This window comes from Actinomadura sp. CNU-125 (assembly GCF_001942465.1).
Classification (GTDB): Bacteria; Actinomycetota; Actinomycetes; order Streptosporangiales; family Streptosporangiaceae; genus Spirillospora.
In genome coordinates this window covers 1-3677 of record NZ_MKJY01000393.1, presented here as the reverse complement: position 1 = coordinate 3677, position 3677 = coordinate 1, and the positions used below count along the sequence as shown (strand labels likewise).

Genomic DNA, 3677 nt, shown 5'->3' with positions numbered 1-3677 from the left:
GCGCGCAGGTGCTGGGCGAGCGGGAAGTGCGGCACCAGCGCCACGCCCCACCGGCCGAGGCGCGCGGCGGTGGCCAGAGTGGCCTCGCCGGTGGTGAACGCTTCGACGACCAGGTCACCCTCGCGGGTGCAGGTGGTGATCAAGTGCCGGGCGAGTTCATCGCCGACACCGGGCCGGTGCCCGGGGCAGAGCCCAGAGAGCAGGCCACTCCGGTGCGGCTCCCGGGTGGTGTTGTTGTTTGCTTCGGTGGTGGTGTCGGAGCACAGCCAGACCGTCAGCGGCAGGAAGCGGCGCTCGCTGCCGCGACGGTGGCCGTTTCCGCGGTTGTGAGCAGATGGTGTGTGGTTCATGTGTCGGGTGACCCATGACGGTCTCCCGGTCCCCGTGCACTAATAAAGAACCGCCGGACGGCCGGATTTTCCCCGGGAGTCCGGGTCAAAATCTGGCAAAGACCACCACTTGGCCCTGCGGAAGCGGCTGGATTTCGGGGTTCAGGGCTGGTCGTTGTGGCGAGGGTTGCCGCGTTCGAAAGTCCAGGACCGGGAACTTTGCGGCGGCAAACATGGCCCGGCTGGACCAGGCCCACGGTCCCACGCGTGATCGATATCGGGCATCAGCAGAGCGTTGGATTCCTGCCTGCGGTAGAGCATGTACGTGATCGGCCCTGAAGCCCCGGGACGTTCCTCCAGCGGGACCTCTGCGAGGGCCTCGTCGAAGTGGCCGCGGTGACACGGCAACCGGGGCGCCGAGCAATGTCGTGGGCCTGGGACACAGCACGCCGCCGGTGCACGGCGGTTGAAGGCCACAAGGGGTCATTCCGCCCGTACAAGGTGAAGTCGATCATTTTCGTCTTCTCCCTCCGTTCTTCACAGGGCGGGCGATACAGCTCGGCCCGGTCGGCCGCCTTCGCCCACGCCGTGGTCACCTGCCGCTCAATGGAAGGTCGTGACGGGGCAAGTCCCATAAGCCGGTTTCGCGTCGCCAGATGGCTGCCGTACGGGCCGTTCGTGTCCTTGGCGGCGGCGATGTCGGTCACCATGCCGGGGTCAAGACTTGGTCATTCCTGCTGGGCGGCGGGGGAAATTCGGGCCTTGAGGCGGTGCTTCATTAGTGCCGGTCGAGACACCCGCGGAGGCGGTGCGGTCCCCGGGGAGGACGGTTCATCCGGTCCCCACCGCGCATCGCCCGTCCACACCACATCCGCTTTTGAAGGAGGACACCCACACCCGGGTTGCACCGCCTCCCCGGGGTCTCGACCGGCAGCCGAAGACCCGACCTCGTTCAGGGAGGCCGCCATGTCCAACCGACCACACCCGAGCAGCACCGGCATCGGTCACGCCGACCAGCCGTCACGTGAACCGCTCGCCATCAAAGCCGCGGCTTCGCGCCGGCGAGGACCACGTCCCAGGCCCGGCCGGGTACGCCTGGTGACGGCATCGGTGCTGTGGAGCGCCGGGTGCGCGCTCACCGCGCTCCTGGTTCCCGGTGTCGCCGATGCCAGCACGAGCCTGGCGGCGGCCGAGTCCCTGGATCAGGTGATCGACAATCTGCGGACCGTGATCGTGGGGTTGCTGGTGGGGTTGGCGACGTTGTTCGCCACGATCGGCGGGGTCCGTTACATCCTGGCCGGGGGCGACCCGGGTGAAGTGGAGGCGGCGAAGAAGACGCTGCGGTACGCCGCGATCGGGTACGCGATCGCGGTGCTGGCGCCGGTGCTGGTGGAGCTGCTGCAGAAAGTCGTGGGCGAACCCTCATGACCAGCTTCCGCCCTGCCGCGCGGGCGCGGCCAGCGGTGCGACGCATGCTCGCCATCGCGGGTCTGGCCGGGTTCCTTCTGGTGATCGCCCCGGGGAGTCTCGCAGCGGCCGAGCCGCCGCCCGGCCCGGCACCGTCGGCGAGTCCTTCCGCCCCTCCCGCCTCTTCGCACACCGGCCCCGGGGAGACATCACCGACGCCGGCACCGTCGTTGACTTCGCCTCCGCCGACACCCTGGCCATCGAGTACCCCGGGCCGATCCCCGTCCGAAGAGGGCGGCGGCGAGGAGTCCGGGTGCGGGTTCGTGGACGTGGCGTGCAAGGCCAAGGAGGCCGTGAACGGCTGGTTCGGCGACCTGGTGTCCTCGGCCGCCGACAGCGTCTTCGACCTGCTGGGCTCCAGCGTTCTGGGCACTCCGGAGCTCGACGATCCGGGGATGGGTCGGGCGCGGGAGCTGTGGGGCGTGGCGCAGACGATCGCCAACACCTGCTTCGTGCTGGTCGTCACGGTCGGCGGCGTGCTGATGGCCGGGCACACCCTGCCCGGCACCGACCTCACCCCCGGGGAGCTGATCGCCCGCCTGGTCGGGGCGTTCCTGGCCTCGAACCTGAGCCTGATCGTGCTCGGATACGCCATCACGCTCGCCAACGGCCTGTCGGGCGCGTTCCTTTCGATGGGCGCCGAGTCGATCGACCCGGGCGTGGTCGCGGAGGTGATCGCCGGATACGTCGTCGCTCAGCTCGTGCCGTTCAACCTGTTCCCCGCGCTGGTCGCCTTGGCCGCAGTGGTGCTGGCGTTGTGCGTAGTGATCATCTACATCGTGCGGGTCGCGATCACGATCGTGCTGATCGCGGCAGCACCTTTGGCGTTGATGTTCCATGCCCTTCCGGCCACCGACGGGCTCGCCCGGCTGTGGTGGCGCGGCATCACCGGGATCCTGGCGATCCAGGTGTGCCAGTCGCTGGTGCTGGCAACCGCGGTCCGGCTCCTGTTCACCGACTCCGAGGACGACCGGGGCTCGGTGCTGGGGCTGCGTCGATCGGCGACTTCACCGACCTTCTGCTGGCGGTGTGCCTGCTGTGGCTGATGGTCCGCATCCCCACCTGGGTCGCACGCACCGTATGGCGACCCGCCCAGCCGCGCCTGCTCAGCGGCCTGCTGAAATCCCTGGTGCTCTACCGGCTCTTGGGCCGGGTCCTGCCACGCGGACGCGGCACCACGGTCGGATTCCATCACCCACCACCACCGCCGACTCCCCCGCAGCCGCAGCGTCTGGCTCTGCCCGGACCGTCGCGACCGCAGTTGCCCGCAGGCCCGCAACCGGGACCGGCATTGTCCGCAGGCCCGCAACCGGGACCGGCGTTGCCCGCAGGCCCGACACCGTCGGCGCCGCCCGCAGAGCCGCGACCGGCGTTGCCCGCCGGGCCGCCGCCGCCGTTGGCCTTGCCCGCGGGACCGGCGCCTTCTCCCGGTTCCGGTAGCGCCGTAGGAGGACGTGCGATGCAGCTCCCGCTCCCGATTCCCAAGCCCACCCCGACGGCCCGACGCCCCGTGCAGACGCGTTGCCGATCTCGACTCCCCGCGTCCCGCGACCGCTCGCGGCAAGCCCGCCTGCCGCACCTGCGGGGCTTCGGGGTCGGTCGGGGCAGCTGATGCTGCCCGGGATGCCCCGGCGGCCGGTGCCCAACCGGCAGCTGACCTTGTGGACCGAACCACCGAAACCCAGGAGACGCCGATGACCAGGAGATGGCGATGACCGGCTTCCGTGATGCGCAGCCGATGAGCGTGAAGATTCCCGCCGACATCGACCGCCCGGACAAAATCCTCTACGGGCTCACGCTGCGGCAGCTGACGATCCTCGGCGGCACGGCCGCGATCCTGCTGTGGGCGCTGCTCACCCTCGGTGCGATGGTGCCGTTCCC

At 70.0% G+C, this 3677-nt stretch carries 4 protein-coding genes; 3 read left to right on the top strand and 1 reads right to left on the bottom strand.

Annotated elements, in window-relative coordinates:
- On the bottom strand, window positions 1-350 hold a 350-nt coding region (locus tag BJF79_RS54275; RefSeq protein WP_143220632.1), incomplete at its 3' end, for a site-specific DNA-methyltransferase.
- 1077 nt (window positions 351-1427) lie between these two features.
- On the opposite strand from BJF79_RS54275, the gene BJF79_RS34655 reads away from it, so the two are divergent.
- From BJF79_RS34655 to BJF79_RS34645, 3 genes are all read left to right on the top strand, one after another.
- Entirely contained in the window at window positions 1428-1757 is a 330-nt protein-coding gene (locus BJF79_RS34655) for a pilin (protein ID WP_262402994.1), read from the top strand.
- 302 nt (window positions 1758-2059) lie between these two features.
- Complete coding sequence (locus BJF79_RS34650; protein ID WP_075903780.1) at window positions 2060-2842, top strand: hypothetical protein; 783 nt, start codon at window positions 2060-2062, stop codon at window positions 2840-2842.
- Window positions 2843-3501: 659 nt separating this feature from the next.
- A partial coding sequence (locus tag BJF79_RS34645; protein WP_316043500.1) for a PrgI family protein occupies window positions 3502-3677 on the top strand: 176 nt, incomplete at its 3' end.